This window comes from Acinetobacter gerneri DSM 14967 = CIP 107464 = MTCC 9824 (assembly GCF_000368565.1).
Taxonomy (GTDB): Bacteria; Pseudomonadota; Gammaproteobacteria; order Pseudomonadales; family Moraxellaceae; genus Acinetobacter; species Acinetobacter gerneri.
The window spans coordinates 18,483-43,662 of sequence record NZ_KB849533.1 but is presented as its reverse complement, the minus strand read 5'-3'; the positions used below and the strand labels follow the sequence as shown (position 1 = coordinate 43,662).

The 25,180-nt window shown below is 38.6% G+C and carries 21 protein-coding genes; 14 read left to right on the top strand and 7 right to left on the bottom strand.

Features of this window, described 5'->3' with window-relative positions; all coding sequences use genetic code 11:
- Positions 1 to 3 precede the first annotated feature (3 nt).
- From F960_RS21400 to F960_RS00505, 3 genes are all read right to left on the bottom strand, one after another.
- A complete protein-coding gene (locus F960_RS21400) occupies positions 4 to 1,194 on the bottom strand; it encodes a TPM domain-containing protein (protein WP_004854740.1) in 1,191 nt (396 codons plus the stop codon).
- 83 nt (positions 1,195 to 1,277) lie between these two features.
- Positions 1,278 to 1,598 carry a low molecular weight protein tyrosine phosphatase family protein gene (locus F960_RS00510; RefSeq protein ID WP_004854738.1) on the bottom strand — a complete coding sequence of 107 codons (321 nt, stop codon included), beginning with the start codon at positions 1,596 to 1,598 and terminating at the stop codon, positions 1,278 to 1,280.
- On the bottom strand, positions 1,595 to 1,870 hold the full coding sequence (locus F960_RS00505; RefSeq protein ID WP_004854734.1) for a hypothetical protein: 276 nt from the start codon (positions 1,868 to 1,870) through the stop codon (positions 1,595 to 1,597). The genes F960_RS00510 and F960_RS00505 overlap by 4 nt, the downstream gene beginning before the upstream one ends.
- 163 nt (positions 1,871 to 2,033) lie before the next feature.
- On the opposite strand from F960_RS00505, the gene F960_RS00500 reads away from it, so the two are divergent.
- On the top strand, positions 2,034 to 3,218 hold the full coding sequence (locus F960_RS00500; protein ID WP_004854731.1) for a PQQ-dependent sugar dehydrogenase: 1,185 nt from the start codon (positions 2,034 to 2,036) through the stop codon (positions 3,216 to 3,218).
- A gap of 161 nt (positions 3,219 to 3,379) precedes the next feature.
- Here F960_RS00500 and ygfZ read toward each other — a convergent pair whose 3' ends face one another.
- Positions 3,380 to 4,102 carry a CAF17-like 4Fe-4S cluster assembly/insertion protein YgfZ gene (gene ygfZ, locus F960_RS00495; protein ID WP_004854726.1) on the bottom strand — a complete coding sequence of 241 codons (723 nt, stop codon included), beginning with the start codon at positions 4,100 to 4,102 and terminating at the stop codon, positions 3,380 to 3,382.
- A gap of 255 nt (positions 4,103 to 4,357) precedes the next feature.
- Between ygfZ and acnD the strand changes: the two genes are divergently transcribed.
- The 10 genes from acnD (at position 4,358) to F960_RS00450 (ending at position 13,953) form a co-directional block, all read left to right on the top strand.
- Positions 4,358 to 6,976, top strand: coding sequence for a Fe/S-dependent 2-methylisocitrate dehydratase AcnD (gene acnD, locus F960_RS00490; RefSeq protein WP_004854722.1), 2,619 nt, complete (start codon positions 4,358 to 4,360; stop codon positions 6,974 to 6,976).
- 125 nt (positions 6,977 to 7,101) lie between these two features.
- The gene (locus F960_RS22880) at positions 7,102 to 8,226 is read left to right on the top strand and encodes a hypothetical protein (protein WP_228134717.1); all 1,125 of its coding nucleotides are present in this window, start codon (positions 7,102 to 7,104) and stop codon (positions 8,224 to 8,226) included.
- A gap of 208 nt (positions 8,227 to 8,434) precedes the next feature.
- A complete protein-coding gene (locus F960_RS00480; protein ID WP_004854717.1) occupies positions 8,435 to 8,791 on the top strand; it encodes a hypothetical protein in 357 nt (118 codons plus the stop codon).
- A 235-nt stretch (positions 8,792 to 9,026) separates the two neighbouring features.
- A complete protein-coding gene (locus F960_RS21705) occupies positions 9,027 to 9,170 on the top strand; it encodes a zinc ribbon-containing protein (protein ID WP_004829882.1) in 144 nt (47 codons plus the stop codon).
- 138 nt (positions 9,171 to 9,308) lie between these two features.
- On the top strand, positions 9,309 to 9,884 hold the full coding sequence (locus tag F960_RS00475) for a DUF4126 domain-containing protein (RefSeq protein WP_004854715.1): 576 nt from the start codon (positions 9,309 to 9,311) through the stop codon (positions 9,882 to 9,884).
- Between the two features lie 113 nt (positions 9,885 to 9,997).
- Positions 9,998 to 10,270 carry a hypothetical protein gene (locus tag F960_RS00470; RefSeq protein WP_004854711.1) on the top strand — a complete coding sequence of 91 codons (273 nt, stop codon included), beginning with the start codon at positions 9,998 to 10,000 and terminating at the stop codon, positions 10,268 to 10,270.
- An 11-nt stretch (positions 10,271 to 10,281) separates the two neighbouring features.
- A complete protein-coding gene (locus tag F960_RS00465; protein ID WP_004854710.1) occupies positions 10,282 to 10,974 on the top strand; it encodes a hypothetical protein in 693 nt (230 codons plus the stop codon).
- Positions 10,975 to 11,535: 561 nt separating this feature from the next.
- Positions 11,536 to 11,928 carry a VOC family protein gene (locus tag F960_RS00460; protein ID WP_004854706.1) on the top strand — a complete coding sequence of 131 codons (393 nt, stop codon included), beginning with the start codon at positions 11,536 to 11,538 and terminating at the stop codon, positions 11,926 to 11,928.
- A 545-nt stretch (positions 11,929 to 12,473) separates the two neighbouring features.
- A complete protein-coding gene (locus F960_RS00455; protein WP_004854704.1) occupies positions 12,474 to 13,139 on the top strand; it encodes an RluA family pseudouridine synthase in 666 nt (221 codons plus the stop codon).
- A gap of 442 nt (positions 13,140 to 13,581) precedes the next feature.
- The gene (locus F960_RS00450; protein WP_004854701.1) at positions 13,582 to 13,953 is read left to right on the top strand and encodes a ribonuclease E inhibitor RraB; all 372 of its coding nucleotides are present in this window, start codon (positions 13,582 to 13,584) and stop codon (positions 13,951 to 13,953) included.
- 110 nt (positions 13,954 to 14,063) lie between these two features.
- On the opposite strand, the gene polA is transcribed toward F960_RS00450, so the two are convergent.
- Positions 14,064 to 16,829 carry a DNA polymerase I gene (gene polA / locus F960_RS00445; RefSeq protein ID WP_004854699.1) on the bottom strand — a complete coding sequence of 922 codons (2,766 nt, stop codon included), beginning with the start codon at positions 16,827 to 16,829 and terminating at the stop codon, positions 14,064 to 14,066.
- 174 nt (positions 16,830 to 17,003) lie between these two features.
- On the opposite strand from polA, the gene F960_RS00440 reads away from it, so the two are divergent.
- Positions 17,004 to 19,721, top strand: coding sequence for a DUF2339 domain-containing protein (locus tag F960_RS00440; RefSeq protein WP_004854696.1), 2,718 nt, complete (start codon positions 17,004 to 17,006; stop codon positions 19,719 to 19,721).
- Positions 19,722 to 19,969: 248 nt separating this feature from the next.
- Here the strand turns inward: F960_RS00440 and F960_RS00435 are convergent, their stop codons facing one another.
- The gene (locus tag F960_RS00435; protein WP_004854694.1) at positions 19,970 to 20,896 is read right to left on the bottom strand and encodes a mechanosensitive ion channel family protein; all 927 of its coding nucleotides are present in this window, start codon (positions 20,894 to 20,896) and stop codon (positions 19,970 to 19,972) included.
- A gap of 9 nt (positions 20,897 to 20,905) precedes the next feature.
- Positions 20,906 to 21,727: a DUF432 domain-containing protein gene (locus F960_RS00430; RefSeq protein ID WP_004854692.1), complete on the bottom strand. Its 822-nt coding sequence runs from the start codon at positions 21,725 to 21,727 to the stop codon at positions 20,906 to 20,908.
- A gap of 95 nt (positions 21,728 to 21,822) precedes the next feature.
- Between F960_RS00430 and gspE the strand changes: the two genes are divergently transcribed.
- Both gspE and F960_RS00420 read left to right on the top strand, forming a co-directional pair.
- The gene (gene gspE / locus F960_RS00425; protein ID WP_004854690.1) at positions 21,823 to 23,313 is read left to right on the top strand and encodes a type II secretion system ATPase GspE; all 1,491 of its coding nucleotides are present in this window, start codon (positions 21,823 to 21,825) and stop codon (positions 23,311 to 23,313) included.
- 755 nt (positions 23,314 to 24,068) lie between these two features.
- A partial coding sequence (locus F960_RS00420) for an Ig-like domain-containing protein (protein ID WP_004854688.1) occupies positions 24,069 to 25,180 on the top strand: 1,112 nt, incomplete at its 3' end.

Genomic DNA, 25,180 nt, shown 5'->3' with positions numbered 1-25,180 from the left:
AGCTTACCATCCCCCAGAAGCACCGCCACCACCAGAACTACCTCCTGAATCTCTATTGTTACTTGAAGAAGAGTCGCTGCTACTGCTACTTGAAGAAGAAGAAGAGTTGCTTGATGAGGTAGCATCTGACTTAGGTGGATTATTTGGAAATGGATCGGGTAGTCGGTGCGGTGGTTTTTTCTTTCGAGCAAAAACTTTCTTAAAAATGAAGCCTATGATATAGAAAATGAGGATGCCTGGAAGCACACTGAAGAAGGGTGATGCAATATGAATAAAGTCATTTGAAACAGTGCCTGCATCGGATTTAAATAAATAACAAAAGATGAGATAAATCAGTAGAAAAGAAAATAATATGGCGATCGCCCCCAATACAATGTGATTAAAATAAGGTCGTGTATGTATTTTTGCAAAGAGAACGGCACTGAGCAGAGCAGTAGGTAAACAGAGTCCCAAAAATGACCAAAAATTTATCTTAAAAATTAAGCACATAAAAAAAATGACGATGAAGCCAAATAATATACTCTGCACAAATGCTAAACGTTTCCTATCATTAGCATCTCCATAGGCATGGTCATAGATATAAAACCAAAGCCAAGCGATGAGAACACCGAATAACAATTCAAAGCAAGTGAAAAAAAAGGATGCCGCTTGCGAAATCTGATGATTGATATAGTTTCCGTGATCGTTAATCACAAATCCATTGCTTAATTTTTCAATACTTTGTTGAGCATCACTGATGCCTTGATAATAATTTTCATTTTTAAACTCAGGTTGCATGATATGCCGAATAATACGTGCCGCTTGGATATCTGGAATATCGCCTTCAAGCCCATAACCGACTTCTAAACGTATTTTACGATCATCTTTAGCGACAACCAAAAGTAAGCCATTATCGAGTTTTGCATGACCTATTTTAATGCTGTTAAAAACCTGATCAGCATATTGCTCAATGGTTAGATCACCCGTCGATGGGATCATCAAAATTTTTAGATCAATTTTCTTTTGCTGATATAGCTGTTCATTTTGCTGTTTTAACCGTCCAATTTGATTGTCAGTCAGCGTATGCGTGGTATCAACGACATTTTCATTTTTAAGTTGCTGTAATAGCTCTGGCTGTATCTCAGCATGGGTGATGATAGTTAAGCTGATGAATATAAATACTAGAAATATTTTTTTATAATGATCAAATAACATCTTGAGCGCCTGATTTTTTAATAAGAGTTTTTTAAATGTAGAAATGTTGTTGGTATTTTAAATTTAGAAATTCTATTTGAATTTTAATCTAAATAGGGTTGCATCGAGTCTTTTAATATTTGAATGAGTGCTTCATCCATGTACTGATAATCATCAGCGATGTCGAGTACGATCACTTTTTTATGATGAAGCAATTGTGGAAATTTTTCTTTGATATTTTGTTTGTGTTTATGTTCCATGACAAAAATGCGGTCTGCCCAAGCAATATCCTTTTGAGAAATCGTGTGTTTGGCATGGCGACTTGTGCCCGCAGAACGTGTTGAAAGACCATAGCCGACTGCAAAGATACGCTCAGCAGTCGGGCTACGCCACTGGTTTCGACTACAGATAAAAAGATAGTTCAAACAGTTTCATTCCAAAAGTCTTGTTGGGCATTGAGCCGTCTTTGTTGTGGAGAAATACGCGGATATTCAAAACCTAAGCGCATTGCTCTTTTTTGTTTTAATGAGCGTTGATAAAGAAGTTTAAAATTCTTTTCAGGCTTCCAAAATCGTGCAGTCTGTTGACGATCTCGACCACGGTGTAAATATTTAGTTTTACGTCGCCAAGCTCGATTACGTTCTGGGCGCTGTTGTTGGATTTGAGGTTGATCTAAAAGTGAATTGTAAGTATCCATTATTTTAAAAACTCATGAGTTGATCGGGGTTCAGCAGCCGCGATAACACATGATTGGTGTATTATATAAACATAATGAAATTGCGAGCAAGATAAAAACAAAGCTGCTTTTTTGAAAATTGTTTAAAAAAATGTTGCCAAAAGATCAATTGAGACGGGCGAAAATGATGAAAATATTCTTAATCTTATGGATAAGTTTATGTTGTTCGATGAGCGTTTTAGCAGAACAACCCAAACTTGTACCGCATCAAATCAATCTAAAAAGTGGTAAACAATTTTCTCTCAATCTGCCAGCAAACTACGAGATCATTCCCGCAGCTGAGGGCTTAAAGCGTGTGCGATTTTTTGCCAAAGCACCTGATGGAAGAATGTTTGTGAGCGATATGCATGATTTGAGTGATAATCAAAAAGGTACGATTTATCTTTTGGATCAATGGAATGCTGAAACAGGTAAATTTGCGAAAGTCATCCCGTATATGACAGGTTTAAAAAATCCAAATTCGATACAGTTTTATACGGATGCTGATGGTCAAGATTGGTTATATCTCGCTGAAACACATCAACTTACACGCCGAAAATTTAGCCGAGGGGAACTAAAATCTACAGCCAAAGCCGAAGTTTTAGCGACATTTCCTGATTATGGTTTGAGTTATAAATATGGTGGCTGGCATCTGACTCGGACTATCGCTATTGGCGGAAATGGCAAAATTTATATTTCAGTCGGTTCAAGTTGCAATGCCTGCACTGAAAAAGAAACAGTTCGTGCAACAGTTTTGGAAATGAATCCTGATGGTTCAAAACAACGAATTTATGCGCAAGGTTTACGCAATGCAGTCGGTTTGAAATGGATCGGTAATTTTTTATTTGCGACCAATCAAGGTGTCGATCATCTCGGTCATGGCAAGCCTGATGAAACTTTTTATGCACTTAAGGCTGATGCTGATTATGGCTGGCCGTCGTGCTATGTATCAAATGCTAAAGTTTTTGCTGATCCAAAATTTAAACGAAGATCTGGCTGTAAAAATGTACCTGCGCCTTATGCCTCTTTCCCGTCACATTCATCCGCACTTGGCTTTGATTATTTTGATCAGAGCAGTAGCGATAGTGCGATCCAAAACTCATTTTTAGTTGCGTTGCATGGTTCAACGGATGCATCTATTGGGCATGGTTATAAAATTGTGATTATGCGTAAAGGGCAGAAACTTGAAACTTTTATGGATGGCTTTTTAGTGGGTAAAAAGGTCTATGGTCGTCCTTGTGATATTTATCGAATTGATGAAAAATCATTTTATTTTTCCGATGATAAGAGCGGTGTGATTTATTATGTGAGGGAGAAGGGGACTTTATAGTTTTTAATTAAGACGTTTAATTTCTATAACTTGATCATAATCCTGTTCATTATCAGAAATATAACCTTCTAAATTTTCCGCCCAATAGTATAATTTTTCAGTCATAAAAAAGCCCCTAAACTTAGAGGCTACTTTATCACAACATTTTAAAATCTATTGATTTACTGCGGTCTAGCCACATCACTACTTAAACTTTCTGGCAAATCTAAAACGGTCACTTCAAGTTCTGCCAAAGCCTCAGGACGAGCAACCACAAGGGCAATATAACCATTTTCAAAGGCAGTGCTATTGACCACTTGTACGCCTTTATTCAACTGCTCAGCTTGAGATGGGGCAGTGCCTGTACCTTGAATGGCATGTAACCAAGCTTTCGGTTTAGCTTTAAACCAAAGACGAGCAATCACTTCCTGACCGAGATAACAACCTTTGTCATAATGCACGCCTTCACGTTGATGCAAACGCAATTCTTGAGGTTGAAATACACCTTCAATCGCTTGATCAATATAGGCTTGACCATTTTGGATCGCTGCAATTTCCCAAGCAGAAATATCAGTTTGACTGTCAGAAAAATCAGTTGTATCAGCATTTAAACTTGGAAAAACTGTACCTGTTTCTTCAAGTTTCATCTTGGAAAATGCGCCATATTTTTTGATATGTTTTGCAAATTCTTCTGCTTGATCTTGTGTGGTCACGATGAAAAAAGATTCAGCATTGATTTTTTTTAGCCATAAACCAAAGTGAATACGACCTTTCAAATCGCAAATAGCGGTATAACGGGAGACATTTTCAGGCATTGCTTCAGCGTTTAAAGTCACTTGCCCTTGTAGGAATTTTTGTGCATCAGTGCCGTTTAAAGTGAATGATGAAAACGATAAATTGCTCATGAACTGCTCGCTTATCTTAAATCTAATACTAAAGAATTAGGGCTATTTTCCGCTATTTTTTCAAAAAAAGCACATTTCGCTTAAATATTTTAATGCAATTGTTACTAATTGTTTCCAAAACCCCGTTTTTTATATCTAAGCTTATGAAATATAAACGATTTGGGAAATGGGTTTTCGGCAGTGTACTATGCCTGCATACAGATTGTAACTTCAACAATAAACACGCAGTAAAACATTCAAGAGGCAAGGTAAGCTATGAATAACAATTACCGTCAACCGCTGCAAGGAACCCAGCTCGAATACTACGACGTTAAAAAAGCCGTAGAAGATATCCAGCCAGGCGCATATGCAAAACTCCCATATACTTCAAAAGTTTTAGCAGAACAGTTGGTTCGCCGCTGTGATCCAGCCATTTTAGAACAATCTTTAAAGCAGTTGATCGAACGTAAACAAGATCACGATTTTCCTTGGTATCCTGCACGTGTGGTATGTCACGATATTTTAGGACAAACCGCTTTGGTGGATTTGGCAGGACTCCGTGATGCGATCGCAGATCAAGGTGGCGATCCATCAAAAGTCAATCCAGTTGTACCTACTCAATTGATCGTTGACCATTCTTTGGCTGTGGAATACGGCGGCTTTGATCCTGATGCATTCGAGAAAAACCGTGCAATCGAAGATCGCCGTAACGAAGACCGTTTCCATTTTATTGAGTGGACTAAAACTGCATTTGAAAATGTCGATGTAATCCCAGCGGGTAACGGCATCATGCACCAGATCAACTTGGAAAAAATGTCTCCAGTGATCCAAAATCGTGGTGGTGTGGCTTATCCTGATACATGCGTAGGGACTGACTCTCATACACCTCATACCGATGCGCTTGGTGTTATTTCTGTGGGTGTGGGTGGTTTGGAAGCTGAAAATGTCATGCTTGGTCGTGCATCTTGGATGCGTCTTCCAGACATTATCGGTGTGGAATTGGTTGGTCAACGTCAAGCAGGGATCACTGCAACCGATATCGTATTGGCATTGACTGAATTTTTACGTAAAGAACGTGTCGTAGGTGCATACCTTGAGTTCTTTGGTGAAGGTGCAGACAGCATGTCAGTCGGTGATCGTGCGACGATTTCCAATATGACACCAGAATATGGCGCAACTGCTGCAATGTTCTATATTGATCAAAATACGATTGATTATTTGACATTGACCGGTCGTGAAGCTGAGCAAGTGAAATTGGTTGAAGCTTATGCCAAAGAAATCGGTCTTTGGGCATCGGATATGAAACAGGCTGAGTATCCACGTGTTCTTCAGTTTGATTTGTCTAAAGTGACACGTAATATTGCAGGTCCATCGAACCCACATGCTCGTGTATCGACAAGCGATCTAAAAGAAAAAGGCATTGCAGGCAATTTAGAAGCCGCTCGTGCTCAAGAAGCTGAAGGTTTAATGCCAGATGGCGCGATCATCATTGCGGCAATTACTTCATGTACCAACACATCAAATCCACGTAATACAGTTGCAGCAGGTTTGCTTGCACGTAAAGCTAATGAGCTTGGTTTAGTTCGTAAACCTTGGGTAAAAACCTCATTTGCACCAGGTTCTAAAGCCGCTGCTTTATATCTAGAAGAAGCTGGCGTATTGCATGATCTCGAAAAACTGGGCTTTGGTATCGTAGCCTATGCTTGTACCACGTGTAATGGGATGTCTGGTGCGCTTGATCCAGTGATTCAACAAGAAATCATTGATCGTGATTTGTATGCAACTGCGGTACTTTCAGGTAACCGTAACTTTGATGGACGTATCCATCCTTATGCAAAACAAGCATTCTTGGCATCACCTCCTTTGGTGGTGGCTTATGCGATTGCAGGTACGATTCGTTTTGATATCGAAACAGATTCATTGGGCAATGACAAAGACGGCAACCCAATCTACTTAAAAGATATCTGGCCATCAGATGAAGAAATTGATGCATTGGTGAAAGTTGCTGTAAAACCTGAGCAATTCAACAAAGTTTATATCCCAATGTTTGATTTGGGTGAGCGTGTCCAAGCGGCAAGCCCACTTTATGATTGGCGTCCACAAAGTACTTATATCCGTCGCCCACCGTATTGGGAAGGTGCATTGGCTGCACCACGTACTTTATCGAACATGCGACCACTTGCGATCTTGCCTGACAATATTACCACTGACCATTTATCTCCATCGAATGCGATTATTTTGGATTCGGCTGCTGGTGAATATTTGGCGAAAATGGGTGTACCAGAAGAAGACTTCAACTCATACGCAACTCACCGTGGTGACCATTTGACTGCACAACGTGCGACTTTGGCAAACCCGAAATTGTTCAATGAAATGGTGGTTCGTTCAGATGGTACGATCAAACAAGGTTCAAAAGCACGTGTCGAGCCTGAAGGCGAAGTGATGCGTATGTGGGAAGCGATCGAGACTTATATGAATCGTAAGCAACCATTGATCGTGATCGCAGGTAAAGACTACGGTCAAGGTTCGAGTCGTGACTGGGCTGCGAAAGGTGTGCGTTTGGCAGGTGTTGAAGCGATTGTGGCTGAAGGTTTTGAGCGTATTCACCGTACTAACTTGGTGGGTATGGGCGTACTTCCGCTTGAGTTTAAAGCGGGTACGGATCGTAAAACTTTAAAACTGGATGGTACTGAGCTTTATAGCGTGATTGGTAATATCGCACCTCGTTCAGATTTAACTTTGGTGATTGAGCGTTCAAATGCCAATGGTCAAAATGAAATCGTGAAAGTACCTGTAACGTGTCGTTTGGATACAGAAGAAGAAGTGCATGTGTATGAAGCGGGCGGTGTTTTGCAACGCTTTGCACAGGACTTCTTGGAAGGGAATGTGGCTTAGTAATAAGTTTAAATAAAAAAATATCTAAAAAAGTTCCTGTAAGTATTTACAGGAGCTTTTTTTTATCATAAAACATAACCTTTATTAATTAAAACAAACAATTTCTCTCCCAAAAAGTTATGGATATGAACAAACAAACATCTCTCCCAGATTTTAAATCACTATTCAAATTAGGCTCATCGCTGCTATTTGTCTCATTACTTACTGCTTGTGGTGGAGGTTCCGGGGGAACCTCTTCTGCCCAAACCGATTCAAAGACTACAGTTAATCCTTCACCTCAGCCAAGCCCAGATTTGGAGGTTAAACCTAATCCTAAACCAAGTATTGAATATACGAAAATTAATGGAACGCTCTATACGTTTGGAGATATTTTTAATCAAGGAAATGCAAAAATAGAAGCAAAGTGTTTGAATAACACGGGGTTTAAAACATCCACAGTTACAGATATTTATGGTGATTGGGCTGGTGAAATAGATAAAAGTCAGTTGCCTTGTAAAATCAAAGCTGAAACTAAAAATGATGTTTATTATTCATATATCACTAAAGCAGATGAAAAATTAAAAATTAATCCGCTGACGAGTATTTTAATAATACATGCAACGAAAAAGTTACCAGAGGATTGGTATGCCTCTGCTGATCAGCTAAGTATTCAGGACGTAGAGCAGGCAAATAATGCAGTAAAAAATGAATTAAAGTTAAAACAATATAAATTAGACGATGAGTTAAATTTATTAAATTCAAACTATTATGATTTATTGGAGAGTTTGAAAGAGTCGGTCAATAAATCACTTTCTTTCAATGGATACAATGGATTAGTTCCATTAATTAAAGAAGGGAAAATCAGTGCAATCCCTTATGCACCTGAGGATTATGTACGATTAAAAATCAATTATAGCGCTTGTAGCGGCGTTGCGTATCAGGGGAATACTAAACTTGTTACCCATTGTACTGAAACTTTAATGCCAGATTTTGTCAGTCGTAAACTGGTACAGAAGAATAAATCTATCTGTGAAATTCAAAAACAGGGCGAAGATTTATCAATCAAAAGTGATCAATACGAATATAAAGTGAAACTCAATGGACAGGCTTTGGATAAAATCACTGATGGTTATGCAACGATGAATACTCTGCTATTGGCTGAAGGTAATCAGCGAATGGAGATACTATTTCAGTACGATTTATTGGTCGGTGCCGCCGCTTATCAAGTGGATAGCGCAGGTAAAATGATTGGAGTAATCAACTGTAATTAATCGATTATTTTACGATATTTCTGTATTGAATAAGATTTAATTAAACAGCTTTTAAAACCACACCTAACCCGTCTTAAATAAAGAGGGGGAAACGCCCTCCTTTTTAAAGGAGGGTTGGGGAGGATTTATATTGATATGAAATTTCCAAATGCAGATCAGTTAATGCCAATAGAACAAAGTACAAGACAAAAATATAAAAGGAGCACCCGTGCCCAAAAAATCCCCTGAACAAAAAGCCGAAGAAGAACGTCGCTATATCGCTGCATGTGGTGCAGCCAACACAGCCGAACTCGAACCTTTTTTAACAGATCCCAATCAAGCGATTCGAGCCACAGCCGCCATGAATCCTGATGCAGATGCAGAGATACTCGACCGCTTTGCAAACGATAGATTTTGGGGTGTTCGTATAGAAGTGGTCAATCATGCCAATGTTAGCGAGATGACATTACGAAGATTGTTAGAACCCAAAATGAATAAACGAGGTGTAGTTCATCATGCTGCATGTGAAAAATTGAAAGAGCGAGGTATTGAATTTGGGGAAGATGGAATGCCACTCGATGATTAATCTTAGAAGTTAGAGTATTTAAGAAAAGCAATTCAGCATATTTTGAACATGTAAAAATGACAAAATAATTTAATAAATCGAAAACTGGATCATAAAACCAGTATAAGTACCAAAATTTCCCCTCGAAATCATTCCTTGCAATTATGCCATCATCAATTGGCGAAATGACCAATAGACATTCATCACAATAGGGTTATACTAGGTTTACCATTTCTAAAACCTATGGAGAACAAAAATGGTTACTGCTGGTCAAAAACCCGGAACAGGCTTCTATTTTTGCGTCCAATGTGGACATCGCGTCTACTTAGAAATTGGTACTGATCGTTTACCACCGTGTACCAAATGCCTTGGCAATCAATTCAACAACAAGAATGCCTAAGCAGCACAAACAAAACAGCTATTCTCTGTTTTAAAAAAAGCCCTATCACCCATAGGGCTTTTTTGTTACCTTAATATTATCCATATCCTTAACATATATCCATATAACAAAAACTAATCAGCAAAAAGGAAGATCGCGATGGAAACAATCATAGGTTTGTGTATCGGAATTGGCTTAAGCGCTGCATGTGGTTTTCGGGTGTTTGTTCCATTGTTGGTGATGAGCATCGGTGCTGTGACAGGACTATTTGAACCTTCAAAAGGCTTTCATTGGCTTGCGCTACCATCGGTATGTATCGCATTGTCTGTAGCAACCCTATGTGAAATCGCAGCTTACTATATCCCTTGGGTTGATAATCTTTTGGATACTGTTGCGACTCCTGCTGCAATGATAGCTGGAACATTGACTACGATGGCGGTAAGCAGTGGTGAAATGTCGCAATTTGCCAGTTGGGCAGCGGCGATTATCGTGGGTGGCGGTACAGCAGGTGCAGTGCAAATGAGTACTGTGGCTGCTCGTGGGGTATCTACAGCAACAACGGGCGGTTTGGCAAATCCTGTAGTTTCAACCACCGAATGGGTCAGTGCTGCTGTACTTTCTGTTTTAGCTATAGCTCTGCCTGTGGTTGTGGCGATTGCCGTGATCATTTGTATATTTTTAGCAGTAAGATGGATTAGAAAGAGAAAGCAAGAAAATGTGGTACACACTTTATAATGCACCATATTGTTTAGTGAAAATATATGATTTAAAATGTTTTTTGGGGTGGTTGATTTATAATCAACATTTAAATATGTACATGAAAAATAAAAGACTATAAAGAGTAACGTATGTCATTAGATAAAAAAACAACTTGGTTCGGAAAACATAAATATCCTACAAAAGTTTATCTGATGTGTGGATGGCCATTATTGTTGGTCTTGGTTGGAGGGGCAATCGGTGGAGCTTTAGGTGCGCTTGCATTTTCAATGAACTTGAAAATATACAATTCAACATTATCGAATCTAATGAAAGTAATCCTCAACATGATGGCTGGTGCCACAGCAATTGCGATGAGTTTTGTGGCTTCATATCTGCTTAGAAAATATTTTCTCAACCAATAAGGACGATTTTGATGAAAATAATATTAGTTGCGGTCATCCTTAGCCTAAGCTTTATTTCTCAAACGACTTTTGCCGAAGCACCGAGTGCAGAACAAATCAAACTAGAAAAAGACAAGATCAAATACAAAGCATATATTCCTGCAAAATATGACTTATTCGAAGCGATAGAAGGTGATCTCAACAAAGATGGTCAAAAAGACTTGGTTCTAATCGTTAAAGCGACTGATCCTAAAGCCATTATAAATCATGAAGATCGGGGGCAATTGGATCGTAATCGCCGTGGCATCATCGTATTGCTCAATGAAAATGGAAAATATAAACAGATCCTGAAAAATCTCAGTTGCTTCTCCTCAGAAAATGAAGACGGTGGAGTATATTTTGCCCCAGAACTTTGGGTCACTGTCGAAAAAAATCGATTGCATGTCCATTATGGGCATGGCCGATATGGCTATTGGGATTATAATTTTAGACTTGAAAATACAGATCTCAGACTGATTGGCTATGAACAATCCAACAATCATGGACCTTATATTGAAAGTGAAATCAGCGTAAATTTATTGACGGGTAAAAAGTTGCTACGTACCAATATCGTTAAAGATGATGAAGCAGAGCCAAAATTTAAAGAACAATGGACAAACATTCAGATCGCTCCGATTTATTTATCACAAATCAAAGATTTTGATGAATTAGATTTTGTGGAGTAGTCGAAGCATAAAAAATCTCTATAAAGTCATATTTAATGCAATAAATAATCGTAATTTTCATGCATGCGGGAAAAAATCCTGTTTTGATCAAGTCTGGCGAAAAAAAATCCTGAAATCGCTGAAAATCAGCAAATCTTAGGGAAATAATCCCGAAGGATATTCGCTAATATTTATTTCAAGGGTGAAAGGGATCGAAAAGAGTAGCTTGCTGCCAGTTGCGTACAACGTGAGTGTAGTACATACCCAAAAGGTCTTGATTCGGCTTAGGACGCTATAGATTAAAAGTTTATAGGCTATAAGATTGAAACTTACAAAGTTTTGATAGTTGAAGTAAAACAGTTGTTTTTCCTACCACCCAAAAGATTTTTTAAGATTGAATATAAGAAAAAGAAAAAGAAAAATTATAAAAATTTAGAATAGTAAAAGACAAAAAGTAAAAGACAAAAACTAAAAATACAGATTCATCGCTTTAGACCAACACGATATCTTTCTTTCCATGTTATAAAAAATGTTAGATCTTTCACGAGAAAAGTTTTCTCAAGCTTATAGAGCATCAATAATATGAAAATATATGTGACCAGTCTCTTTGTAAATGATCAAGAACGAGCATTGCAATTTTATACCGAAAAATTAGGATTTCAGATCAAACATGATATTCCCGCAGGTGAGTATCGTTGGCTGACTTTAGTTTCACCAGAGCAAGTCGAAGGTGTAGAATTATTACTTGAACCCAATGTACACCCTGCTGCACACACTTATCAGGCAGCCATCAAAGCAGATGGCATTCCTGCGACATCCTTTCAAGTAGAGGATATCGAACTGGAGTATGAAAAATTATCAGCGCAAGGGGTGCAATTTACCCAAGAACCCACCTTGGCAGGACCTGTCAAAATCGCTGTTTTAGATGATACATGTGGCAATTTGATCCAATTAATGCAGTTTGTAGCGGTGTAATCGACTATGAATATTGCTCAAATAACCTTAGGGCTAGAAGAAATATTTTCCATTTAATCTGTAAAAATGCAATGAATCAGCATTATTTTTAGTGTAATGAAAAATATTCCCAAAAAATAATAAATCTATGAAAATAATTTTCTTAAACTTGGAAAAAGCCTAGATCTTAGGGAAATAATCCCGTAGCGATTTGATTATTATATATCTCAAGGGTGTGATGGGGATCGAAAAGAGTAGATGCTATCCGTTGCTTATAAAGTCAGTATAGTACTCGCCCAAAAGGTCTCGATTCGGCTTAGGACGCTATAGATCAAGAGTTTATAGGCTAAAGGTTAAAACTTACAAAGTGTTAATCGTTGAAGTAAAACAAAATGTTGTCCCTTGACACCCTAAAAAATTTTAAAGAATAAAATCCAATAATAATTCAAAGCATTTTCACATGATCATTTCAAATCACATATTCCCATCATTTAAGTTTTAAAAAATTGACACTGATCTAAGGCATTGTTATTTTGCCAAACTGATTTTTTAAGTTTCCTATCACCATGCCTATTCAAGACGATTTTGTCTATCAGCCACCAACGGATCCATTGGTTATTTTATATGAAGATGATGATTTGGTCGTGATTGATAAGCCAGCGGGTTTGCTATCAGTACCTGGACGTTTGCCAGAGCATCATGATAGTGCCTATCTGCGTGTGGTTGAGCAATTTGCAAATGCTAAAATTACCCATCGTTTAGATATGGCGACTTCTGGTATTTTGATGTTTGCTAAACATCGTGATGCCGAAGTTGCGGTCAGCAAAATGTTTCAAGCTCGCACAGTTGAAAAAAATTATATTGCGTTGGTGCAAGGTCAACTTGAAGAGCAAGGCAGTGTGGACGTTCCATTGATCACCGATTGGGAAAATCGCCCGCGTCAGATTGTGCATTTTGAGCTAGGCAAAGCAGCAAAAACATTATATAAATTAATTGAATATTCTACCGATCAAGATATTAGTCGGGTGTGTTTAACACCGATTACTGGACGGTCTCATCAACTTCGTGTGCATATGCAATATATTGGTCATCCGATCACGGGCGACAAGTTATATCATCCAAATCCTAAGCTTAGTCCATTAAATCGTATGGCTTTACATGCGAGTCTTTTGGCTTTTACTCAGCCTTTATCGGGTGAAAGTATCAAGATTGAAGCTACAGTACCTTTTTGATTTTAAGTTAAAGATTAAGATGTTGAGTGTTACAACGGGGTCTTCTATCTAAAGTTTAAATTTAGAGATTAGCCTTCCGCTGGACCTACTTTTCTTTCGGGAAAATGAGCAGTGTACTGCGCAAGAAAACCACCTTGAGGAGTACTTTCCTCAGCGCAAAACTCGTTCACTTGCGTCAAATGATTCAATTGTTCGCAGAAACATTCTTAAATTGATAGAGTCCTGCCTCGAACAGTTGCGGATGACCTTAGCGCGTATCGACATATGGTTGATAACAAAAATATGATTTATAACTACCGTATAACTTCAATTAATAATTTATATACATATTTGCATACTATTTGATCTCTTTAATTGTCACAAAAGTCTGCTAATCTATTTCAAATGATTTTCTTATGCTTCATTTTTCATTCATTGACCCATACATAATAAGGACACACCCATGACACGTGATTTTGAGCAATTTCCTGATAATGATAACGGTGATATTCTGTGGCAAATGCAAGAAGATGGTAGTGATTTGACCGAACCACATGAGGTTGAATATTCGATTGCTTTTGAAAAACAAGATCAAGCTGAAAAATGTGCAATCTATTTATTGCTTGAAGAACAAAAAATTTCCATGTATCTCGATGAAGAAACTGATCCAAATTTTTGGATTTTAAGTGTTCATATCAATATGGAATTGGACTATGCCGATATCAATGATTTAGAAGAATGGTTCACTAAAATCGCGCATCAATTCGGTGGTGAATATGATGGTTGGGGTTGTATGACCTATGTATATGATGATGAAGACGAAGATTTAGAATAATTTAAGATATTACATCGGACATTAAACACATTTTAAAATGTGCAATTTCCCATAAAAAAAAGCAGATCCCTCAAGATCTGCTTTTTTTATTTTGGATTTATATAAAAAGTTTAGTGTGCTTCATCCCAATTCAATCCTTTGCCGACTTCAACGACTAAAGGAACTGAAATTTCGATGACATTTTGCATTGTAGTTTGGATCTTTGTTGCAAGCTCATCAGCAATCGCTTCATCGACTTCAAACACCAATTCATCATGCACTTGTAGTAACAGTTTAGCTTGATCTTTTGGTAATATTTTATCCACAGCGATCATCGCCAATTTGATAATTTCCGCAGCACTGCCTTGAAGCGGGGCATTGATCGCAGCACGTTCAGCTCCTTGCTTGATCATTTTATTGCTCGCCAAAATATCTGGAGTATAGAGACGACGCGCTAAAATGGTTTCGACAAAGCCTTGTTCACGGGCGATTTGGCGGGTAGATTCCATGTATTCTAAAATACCTGGATAACGCTGGAAGTATTTACCAATATAGGCTCTAGATTCTTCACGACTAAAACCAAGCTGACGTGTCAAACCAAATTCTGACATACCATAAAGTAAACCAAAGTTGACTGCTTTTGCTTGACGACGTTGGTCACTGGTGACATCTTCTAGTGCAATTCCCAAAACTTCGGAAGCGGTACGGCGATGCACGTCTTGTCCATGTTGGAAGGCATTGACTAAAGCTTCATCTTGAGAGAAATGTGCCATTAAGCGCAGTTCAATTTGTGAATAATCGGCTGCCAGTAAGACACGTCCTTTAGGCGCAATAAACGCTTTACGGATTTGGCGTCCAATTTCTTCACGAACAGGGATATTTTGTAAGTTTGGATCAGTAGACGATAAACGTCCTGTCGCAGTTAATGCCTGATGATAACTGGTGTGTACACGATGTGTTTCAGTATTGGCTTGTTTAGATAGACCTTCAGTATAGGTACTTTTCAGTTTTGCCAAACCACGATATTCAATAATCAATCCTGCAATCGCATGATCAATTTTTTCTAAAACGCTTTCACTGGTACTGTATTGACCTGTTGCAGTTTTTTTACCGCCTTTTAAGCCCATTTTTTCAAATAAAACTTCACCGACTTGTTTTGGTGAAGCCACATTGAAGCTTTCACCTGCAAGTTCAGTGATTTCATTTTCAAGGTTTTGAATGGTATTGGCAAAATCAACACTGAGTTGTTCTAGAAAATCTAAATTGAGCTCAATGCCATTTTCTTCCATGCTCGTCAAAACACGGGCAACAGGCATTTCGATATTGTGTAAAAGATCAATCAAAGGTGGTATTTCTTTAAGTTTACGATCTAAAACTTCATAGAGACGATAGGTCACATGAGCATCTTCAGCTGCATAATGCGCTGCTGTTTCTAACTCGATCTGATTAAAGGTTTTTTGTTTAGCACCTTTACCTGCAACTTGTTCAAAAGTTGTGGTCAAATGGCTGAGATATAAACGTGCTACATCATCCATACCATGACGGGTTGCGACAGCATTGAGCACATAAGAAGCCAACATGGTATCAAAATACCAACCTTTAAACTCGATGCCATGGTTTGCAAAAATATGTGCATCATATTTTAAATGATGTCCAATTTTTTCAACGCTTGCATCTTCGAGTATTGGTTTGATTTGTTGGATAATGTCATCACGATTCAGTTGCTCTGGCGCACCTTCATAATCATGCGCAAGTGGAACGTAATAAGCATCATTGGCATCAAAAGCAACTGAGAAACCCACCATTTGGGCTTGGCGATAATCAAGGCTTGTCGTTTCAGTATCGATGGCAAAACGTTTTTCAGTACTGAGACGTTTAAACAACTTTTCCCAAGCGTCTTGAGTCAGTACTGTATGATAATTGGCTTTGCCAAGTACATCATCCACACTGCTGATAGTGGCTTGATTATCAGTTTCTACTTTTGCAACCGCTTGTTCAGACTGGCTGATGGCTTTACTGGTTTGTTGATAATTTGAATTGTTCGGATTGTTTGGGTGATCCAATGATTGTAATTCTCTACGGAATTCAAGCTCAGTATATAAACGGCGCAATTCATCGACATTTGGATGGCTCAATTTTAAATCATCATAGACCAATCCCATATCAAGATCACAGATAATGCTGGCAAGTTGGTGGTCGAGTTTGATGCCATCTTGATTATCTTTTAGGCTTTGCCCAACTTTACCTTTGATTTGGTCGACATTGGCTAAGATATTGGGAATATTGCCATATTCGGTTAAAAGTTTTGCCGCAGTTTTTGCCCCAACTCCTGGTACACCTTTGATCCCGTCTGAAGCATCACCCATCAAGGTGAGATAATCGATGATTTGATTTGGCCAAACGCCAAATTTTTCAAAGACACCATTTACATCCATAGGTTTGTCTTTAAAACTATCTTCCAAAGTGACTTTATCTGTAACCAGCTGCGCCATGTCTTTATCGCCAGTGGAAATTAAGACTTGATAACCTTGAGCTTCGGCACGTTTTGCCAGTGTCCCGATAATATCATCAGCTTCCGCCCCAGGAAGCACATGTAAAGGGATACCCAAAGCTTTAATCAAATCATGTAAATATGGAATTTGTTCAGCCAATTCTTCAGGCATGCTTGGACGGTCGCCTTTGTAAATTGGCGAAAGTTTGTGGCGAAAAGTAGGTTCAGGCGTATCAAAAATAACAGCCATATGCGTCGGCTGAATGCGTCGCATCAATTTTTGAATGGCATTGATTGCACCACGAACTGCATTGGTATGCAGACCAGTTGATGTGGTTAAGGGTGGTAGTGCATGAAAGGCACGAAATAAAAAGTATGAACCATCAACCAAGACAAATGGTGGCATTCTGCATTTCCTAATTTTATGAACCGTTTTATTGTACGTGATTTTTAAGATTTTCACAGATTGCAAAGCCGACTGTTACCGAATAACTGTTACCCAATAGCAGTCAAATACTGCATTTAAATCAGCTGAGTTGTTGTACCATGCAAATATTAAAGGAATGAGTCATGGTAAATAATGCAAAAAGGGCAAAATGAAATCCGAATCATTTGGTTAATGATTTTGGTGATTGTTGCTGTTGCTGCTTGGTTTTATGATCAACATATCATCAGCTATATTTGTGGATTGGCATTTGTATTGTCTGTTATGCAATACGTTGATCAATTGCAAAAGCCGATTCCCGATATGTCTCGTCAAGCCAATGTTCGGGTGCAATTGACCTCCAAAGTTCCTTTATATATCTCCTCTATCATTGCAGTGATTGGTATATCTATGCAATGGAGCTGGCTAATTGGTCTGGGTTTAACGGCATGGATTTTCTTTTTTCTCAGGTGGCTGAGACGACTGGAAGTTTATCTGAGTTTGATCGAATACCAATTAAAAAAAATACAACAACATGTGCCTGATCTTGAAAATGAACCTATTCCTCATCTAGACAAAACACAAGTTAAAACGTCCTTATCTGAAAATAACCAAGACAATTTAGGTTTGGCAGAACAGATAAAACACTGGATTTTCCAAGGCAATCCCGTACTCAAAGTCGCCATTATCGTTTTGGTGATCGGGCTGATTTTATTGCTGCGTTTTGCTACCGAACATTGGCAATTAAGCTTGGCTTTAAAATTACTCATCGTTGCTGGGATCAGTTTTGCGATTAGTCTTGTCGGCTGGTTGATGTTTAACAAAAACCGTAGCTTTGCTTTGGCGCTTGAAGGATTGGGCTTGGCTGGGTTGTTTTTGACCTTATTTTTCGCTTATTACAATCATGTGATCGCCAGTTTTGCTCTAGCCAGTGTCTGTTTCGGCATCATTATGCTCATCACTTTGTGGATGAGTTTGAAACAGCACACCATTGAACTTGCAATGATGGCAATGCTCATCGCTTATGTTGCACCATTTACTTTGCCTGTGCGAAGTGCCAGTTCAGTGGAGTTTGTCGCTTATTATTTGGCGATCAATTTGGCTGTTGCGATTTTAACGACGCTTCGACCTTGGAAAATCCTCAATCAAATTGCTTTTTTGATGAGTATTTTTATCAGTGCAGGCTATGTTTATCTACACGGTTATATGCATGAACGACTTCAGCTTGCAGGACTAGTGGTCTTACATACGCTGGTTTTTGTCTGGCTCAGCTTTAGATTTAGTCAACTGATTGCGAAAAAAGATGTAGAAGAATTTAAACTTAAACCCGCCTTAGATATCGCCCTGATTTTCGGTGCGCCGATCATTGGATATATTTTTCTTTATCTGATTTATTTCCACGAAAGTGCATGGCAAGCAGGATTTAGTTTGGCTTTTGCTGTGCTCTATGCAGTGATTTATTATTTCGCTAAAAATAACCAATCTATTCAGCTGATTTCGCAAAGTTACTTTAGTTTGATGCTGATCTTTATTGCTTTAATTCCACCGATTTTGTTGCCTGAGCAATGGAGCGTCATGGGCTGGGCAATGGAAGGGGCATTGATTTATGTATTTGCCTTAATCCGCCAATCAACGATTAGTCGCTATCTAGCAAGTGGTTTATTGGTTGTCGCAGGGTTATCGAGTTTTTATTACTACGTGCAGTTGGATGAGTTTCCACGCTTGATGTTTTGGACATTAAGCCTTTGTTATTATGTTGTTGTGGTCTTTTCCAATAGTCGTCCAGCATTTCAAAAACAACTGAGTACGATGACCACCATTTTCCAAGCTTTGTTGATGTTGGCAGCTTCAAGCATGTTGTTGGTTTTGTTGTTAGATCAATTTAAAACTGAAAATCAGTTTGCCATGACCATGCTGACCATCAGTATCCTATTATTGATCCTCAATGAAATCATGTTGTTTTGCAAAGCGGGCGGGCAGTGGTTTATTGCCAAATGGATTGGGGTGATTCCTGTTTTTGTTTTGGCATTGATTATCGTTTTGGATCATAGTCAAAATGGGATGATTGTTTGGACTTCAACTTTTGAGCAGATTGGGATTGCTGTTTCAGGATTGTTATTATTTTTATTTTGGCTTAGACCTGTTTCTAGTATTCGCTTTGAAAAAGAAGCTTTGAGTCTGGGTGCTTTATCTAGCTTGAGTTTGACCAGTTTGTGCTTGATTCCAAGTATGCCTTATATCAGTGTCGTGATATTGCCTTTGGCATTTGCTGCGTGGTGTTTTTGGCAAAAAGAGCATGAGGATTGGAATCGTTTTTGGCAAGCACGCAGTAGTTTGGCCTTGATGCTCATTTGGATTGTGTGTTCGCAATTATTTACAGTACAAGCTTTTCAAGGCTATTTATTGCCAATACTCAATCCATTTGATCTGGTCAGTATCGCGATTTTAGCCAGTTTTATTTGGATGTTGTCGTTACAGTTAAAAACAGGTTTGGACCGAGGCATTGTTGCGGTATTGATCGTGCTAAGTTTGCTTTGGTTGAGTAGTTATATCTTGTTGCGTGCTTTACATGTTTATTTGGGGACGCCGTACAATGCCTTAGAACTTTGGCAAGATGCCACAGTTCAACTAAGTTTTACCTTGCTTTGGGTGAGTTTGGCTTTGATCACCATGAGTTATGCCAGCAAAAGACAGATCCGTTCGATGTGGATTTTGGGTGGCAGTATTTTAGTGATTGTGACTTTGAAATTGGTCTTGTTAGATCTATCACATATCGGAACATTGATGCGCGTGATTTCATTCTTGGGTGCAGGTACGGTAATGCTGGTAATCGCATATATTGCACCGATTCCTGAACTTGATGAACGATCTTGATAAGTAATCTTAATGAGCTATTTTCGAATTATTTTTAAGAGCATATAAGACGTGAAATGAGTCGGCTTGATGAACGATCTTGATAAGTAATCTTAATGAGCAGTTTAAGACGTGAAGTCAGCTGATTTGGAAGAGTAATGTTGTATCTCTACCCTAATCTAAGATAATAAAAAAGCTTAATTCAACCAAGCCGTCACTTGTTCGAATTAAGCTGAAAGGTAAATAACATCCAAACCCAATGTTATGGGTTATAACTTGGGTTCACGTTTGATTTCTTTGGCATTGGCATAGTTATCCAATTCATCATTTTCAAGTGCGCTATGCGGTGTGATTGGGCGATCAACAAAATCAATTTTTGGTACAGGAATTTCGATTTTATTGTCGACAAAGCGATCTCGAATTAACTCATGCATTTCATCTTTCACTTGCATAAAGTTTTCTTGACGACACCAAAGTGCAAATAACAGTTCTATAGATGATTCACCAAAAGCCGTCACACTAAGTCTAGGTTTAGGATCAGCCAAAACCAGTGGATAGTCATTGGCAACGTCCATTAGCACTTCACGAACTTTGTTGATATCTTCATGAAAATTGATAGAAATCGTAATTGGAATACGCCGTATAGGAAACTTGGAAAGGTTGTGCACAGGCGCACGGATCAGTTGTTCATTTGGCAGACGGACATAGACATTATCCCAAGTGAGCAATTTGACGGAAAGTAAATCAATCGAAATCACTTCACCTTCAATGGTATGTCCACGAATGAGCGTGAGTTGAATGGTATCACCGACTTCAAATGAACCTTCGCCAATCAAAAATAGACCACTGATCAAGTTGGTTGCCGAAGTTTGAGAGGCAAAACCCAATGCCACCGTCAAGATCCCTGCCGCACCCAAAAATACACTGAGTTTAAATCCTGCTTCTTTTAAACTGGCAACGGCAAATAAGATAAAAATAAAATAGAAAATACCGCGTCGCCAGACCAAGCGTTGATGTGCATTAAGTCTTGAGCCGATGGTGCGGATAAAGGTATTTGAAATAATTCGTGCTAAAACAAATCCAAACAAACACAGTGCAAGCGCAATGACGATTTCACTGATTCGATCAGTATTGAAATTGGTAAATATCCCTTTGAGGCTATTGGTAATATCTTTGGTGATATTGCTGTCGACCATATTGCCTCCTTAAAAGAATGAATCAAACATGTTAAATAACATACCGCCTGGATCTCTCGGAGGATGAACATATTCAACTTCACCTGCTAACGGTGGCGTTCTATTTTCAATCCGTATACGAGGTGGACGATCTGACCCTTCATGAATCACTTTGATTTGTGAGGTCCAAAGCCGACCTGTGCTTTCACTGAAAAATAAGGGCAGGGCTGGCACTGGGATATTCATTTTATCGAAACGCAGTTGATGGCTACTGACATTATGAAAATCAATGGGGGTGACTGCTCGAAATGCACGTGGACGTAATAGATTTAATTCGGTACGACCATCGACTGAGGTTGCATAACACAGTTCGCCATTTCTTTTATCAGGTCCAAACCATGTATCTTTAGGCAAAATCACAGGAAGATCAAACAAGGGCTCTTTTTGACTTTGCACAAAACCTGAAATCCAAAGCGGAGTACTGATAAACAGGGTACCACGCTGTCCTGCAGGAATATAAATCGGATCGACAGGTTTAATCACCACTGAACGATCAGCCAAGCGAGGCATGAGCTGAAAGGTATTGTGGGTTTCTCTGAACATATATCGTTCAACATGGACTGGCTGAGGAAAGGCAAAATGCACATCCTCGATCGCATTCCATTGTTGCTCATAGTCATATTGCATATGAGGTCGATAATACTCTAAGCGCCATTCTTGTAGACCGCGAGTCAATCTGCAAAGCAAGGAACCAAATTGCCAAGCTTTGGACTGGTTTAATTCAAATTTTTGCTCACCCCACCATTTTAGGTCAGGTAGCTCAGGTTCTAAATGTTCAGTTTTTTTCGACAACCCTTAAATTCCTCTAATCAGTCAAAAAACAGACTTCACGCTGTCATAAGCATAGAGTACACTCGAAGTAATTTTAATCATCATTATAAGTTGTAATGCAAGTACTTAAACAATTACAAATACCCTATAGTTTTGCGAAACGGCATGGAGTGCTTTTACGTTACGAAGGTGATCAAGTTTTTATTGTCAGAAAACAGGATACCGCACAAATCGCAATTCAAGAAGCACGACGTTATCTTGGACGAGCTGCACAGCATCAAATTTGTACAGATACCGAATTTGATCATCTATTGAGTTCGAGTTATGTTGGGGAAACTGGCGAATCACAACAAGTGGCAGCAGGTCTTGAAGACCATCCTGATTTGTTAAGTTTGGCTGATCAAGTGCCTGAAACTGAAGATTTGATGGATCAGGAAGATGATGCACCGATTGTACGGTTGATCAATGCTTTGCTTTCTGAGGCGATTCGAGTTGGGGCATCAGATATTCATATTGAAGCTTTTGAAAAAAAGCTATCAGTGCGTCTACGTGTTGATGGTCAGTTGCGTGAAATCGTACAGCCACGTCGCGAACTCGCACCACTTTTGGTGTCACGTATCAAAGTCATGGCAAAACTGGATATTGCAGAAAAACGAGTTCCCCAAGATGGACGTATTTCACTACGTTTAGCAGGCCGTGAAGTGGATGTCCGTGTATCGACATTGCCAAGTTCGCATGGTGAGCGAGTGGTGATGCGTTTGCTTGATAAACAAGCTGGGCGTTTAAATATGACCCATTTGGGGTTGATGCCAAGTGATTATGAACGCTTGACACAATTGGTACATCGTCCGCATGGCATTATCTTGGTTACGGGACCCACTGGTTCGGGTAAAACCACGACACTCTATGCAGCACTTTCTGATTTAAATGATGGCTCTAAAAATATTCTCACTGCCGAAGATCCGATTGAATATCAACTCGAAGGGATTGGACAGACACAGGTCAATACCAAAGTGGATATGACATTTGCGCGTGCTTTAAAAGCCATGCTACGTCAAGATCCAGATGTGGTCATGGTTGGTGAGATTCGAGATCTGGAAACGGCTGAAATTGCTGTGCAAGCATCATTGACAGGGCATTTGGTACTTTCAACGCTGCACACCAATACCGCCATTGGTGCGGTTACCCGTTTAAAAGATATGGGGATTGAGCCATTTTTATTATCCAGTTCATTGATCGGTGTGGTGGCTCAGCGTTTGGTAAGAACACTATGCCAAAACTGTGTGACTTGGCGTGATGCTGATGATTTTGAAAAAGATGTCTTTAAACCTGTTTCAAATGAAATAAGCTTAAAAATACCTGTACCAAATGGCTGTGATCATTGTTCTCATCTTGGATTTACAGGACGTACAGCGATTTATGAAATTGTACCTGTAGATGAAGCCATGCGCCGTTTGATTCATGGCAATGCTGCTGAATATGAGTTGGAAACATACGCTCGCCAATACGCAGGTGCTATACGTGATGATGGTTTGAGAAAAGTTTTAGCTGGGAAAACCACATTAGAAGAAGTTTTACGTGTGACCAATCAAGAAGAAGCCAATTGATCAATGAGTTGATGCTGAGGTTTTGAAATAGTAGAGACTTTAGATTAGATTTCTTGCATAAGTCAGTTTTGAGCCATATTTACTCACAAGCTGTTCCTTCACCTTTTTTAAGGGGAAGGAATGTGTTCTCTCAGTTCGTGATAATTTATTATATAAAAAATCTTTATCCACCCTGATTATCTCTCTAAATACGATAAAAGTATTCATTTTTACAATGCAAGATGAAGTCTAAGAAGAGTCTTTTGCTATTGTTTTATGGCGCAGAAATGGTCATTTTTGACTTTTGAAAGAGCTTTATGAGTTATACATAAGTTTATTTAAATAATTGAATATTCAATTATTTAGCTTTTTTCGGAAGATGAATAAGTATAATTTAGTCAAAATATGAAGAAAATATGAATTTAGACCAATAAAATAAATATTTTGTGAGTTTATTAACAGAAAATTTTAAAAAGTTTTAAGTGATTTATATTTTTTCATTCTAAGATAAAAGCTTACTAGGATGGTTGTAATTATATTTAATATTTTTTGTGTGTATTGATTTTTGAATATTCACATAATGTTATTATATAAAAAATGATTAAAAAACTAATATTTAAAAATGATCATTATTAAATTAAAAAAATTTTAATTAATTGTTTTTTATAAATAAAAAAGAATACTGGTAGAGGTTTTTATTATGGTTTTTTTAGCCTTTTTATAGCTTTACTTATTAAAAGTACAATCAAACTTTAACAATAAAGTGTGCTTTTATTATGTACCAAGTCAATATTATTTCTAAATCTTCCCATACTGAATTGGATTCTGGGGTTAAAGCAGAATATGAACTAAAAGAAAATGCAGTTGTTCTGGTGAACTGTTCTGTTAAAGAATTAAGTAAAATTGAAAAAAATGGAAATGATTTAATTTTATATTTTCAGGATGGGTCAATTCTCACGATCCATGATTATTATAATAGTGATAATACATTAGATAATAGCTTGGTATTTAAAGAAGATGATGGAAAATTATTATGGATTCAGCATCTTGATGATATTCAAGCTTTGGATCAAAAGATTTATTATCAAGTCATAGATGAAGTTGATCCACTTTTATATCATGACTCAGCTATGGCGATTGGTTTGCCATGGCTGATTGGCGCAGGTGTTGCTGGAGTCGCAGGTGTTGCGGCTGCTGTAAATAGTGGCAATGATAGCAATTATAGTACAGATTCAAATAAACCATCTAATGTTGTCCCTAATGTTCCAACTGTAACTGAAAACAATGCAACAGGCTTAAGCGGAACAGCCGAAGCCGGTTCAATCATCACGGTTACAGATGCTTTGGGGCATACTGTGACTACGATTGCGGATAGTGCAGGTCATTGGTCAATCTCTCCAAATCCTCTTACAGATGGTACAGAAGGCGTTGTAACGGCAACGAATGCTGCAGGAAATAGCAGTGCAGAAATTTCTACTGGAATCGCAGATACCATTGCACCAAATACACCGATTGTCACTGAAAACAATGCGGCAGGTTTAGCAGGAACAGCGGAAGCAGGCTCAACAGTGACCATTACCAATGCTTTGGGTAACACGGTGACCACGGTTGCAGATAGTGCAGGCCATTGGTCAATCACTCCAAATCCAATTGCAGATGGCACTGAAGGTACCGTAACTGCAACCGATGCAGCAGGAAATGTGAGTGTGCCAGTATCAACAGGTCTTGCTGATCTTACAGCACCGAATGCACCAACAGTTGATACAAATAATGCAGCAGGCTTAAGTGGGACAGCAGAAGCAGGCTCAACAGTGACCATTACCAATGCTTTGGGTAATACTGTGACCACGATTGCTGACAGTACTGGTCATTGGTCAATTTCACCAAA